At 39.2% G+C, this 1,259-nt stretch carries 2 protein-coding genes; one reads left to right on the top strand and one right to left on the bottom strand.

Annotated elements, in window-relative coordinates:
* The coding region (locus FHL06_RS13440) for a glycerate kinase (protein WP_192918010.1) at positions 1-565 on the bottom strand (565 nt) is incomplete at its 3' end.
* Positions 566-630: 65 nt separating this feature from the next.
* On the opposite strand from FHL06_RS13440, the gene FHL06_RS13435 reads away from it, so the two are divergent.
* The coding region (locus tag FHL06_RS13435) for a tyrosine-protein phosphatase (RefSeq protein ID WP_153387130.1) at positions 631-1,259 on the top strand (629 nt) is incomplete at its 3' end.

The following is a 1,259-nucleotide window of genomic DNA, read 5'->3' as shown; positions in this document are numbered from 1 at the left end:
GATTGCCAAGTAATTGCGTTACATCTTCTAAATCAATCCTATCAGCGCTTATAAGCGGATTCTCGCCTTCTGGTATCAACGACCCATTCTCATCATAAATCTTAGCTCCGAGTGCTTGTAAGACACCTAAGCCTCCATCAGCTACTGCGGTCTTACCCAAACAAAGTACAATATTTTTGATTCCACTTGTCACTGCATCAACAATCAATTCCCCAATACCATAACTTGTTGCATGGAACAACTGATCACGTGATTTATTTTTTGCCAAATCTACTCCGACCACTTGCTCCGAATCAATAATAGCGGTATCTTGACTATCGATATTAGTAATCAAATAACGACCAATTTTACTGTTCCAAAAAGCATCAAAAAAAGCCAGTTCATTCCACTGTCCGCCGACCGTATGCTCAACTAATGCTGGCATGCCGTACTTACTATCAGTCACAGGCATGGTCGCAATTTCGGCATTTGGTAAGGCACGAGATATACCACTATAAATAGCTTGGCCAATTTTTTCCGAGCTAACATGATTATTATATTTTCCAGGCGCAATAATGAACTTCATAATAAGGATGACTCTTCCTTTTTGTTATAATAGTAAATAGAATAAAATAACCGAGGTAAATGAGAATGGCTAACGATAATGAACGTGTTTTAAACCTTGAAAAAGGTGTTAATTTCCGTGAACTTGGCGGCTATCAAACAACCGATGGGAGAACAGTTAAGTATCATAAGGTTTTAAGATCAGCCGGCTTAGCTGACTTGACTGATAACGATCTACAAATGTTGAAAGATTATGGTTTGAAAATTGATGTCGATTTCCGTTCTAAACAAGAAATTGACAAAAAGCCAGACAGCCGTCCTGAGGGAGTACGTTACGTTTGGGCACCAGTTTTTGGAGAAGATGAAACTAAGGCCTCCGAAGTCCAAAGTGACGGCTGCATTCCTGAACTTGACGGTGATCCAACTGACGGTTATGCACATATGATTGATGTTTACCGTGATATTATCACAAAGGATAGTTCAAAAGCTGCTTATCGGAAATTCTTTACGCAATTATTACTAAATAAGAATGATAACGAAGTTTTGATTTTCCATTGCAGTGCCGGTAAAGATAGAACCGGTATGGGTGCAGTCTTCTTCTTAACCGCTTTAGGTGTCCCATTTGAAACAATCAAAGCCGATTACTTGTTAACTAATGTAGCTAATAAAGAGTTCGTCGACGACCGCTTAGGATTGTTGGATTCCAAAGGTTACAA

Source organism: Companilactobacillus halodurans (genome assembly GCF_009600985.1).
In the GTDB taxonomy this organism is placed as follows: Bacteria; Bacillota; Bacilli; order Lactobacillales; family Lactobacillaceae; genus Companilactobacillus; species Companilactobacillus halodurans.
This window is presented reverse-complemented; position numbering and strand designations above follow the sequence as displayed.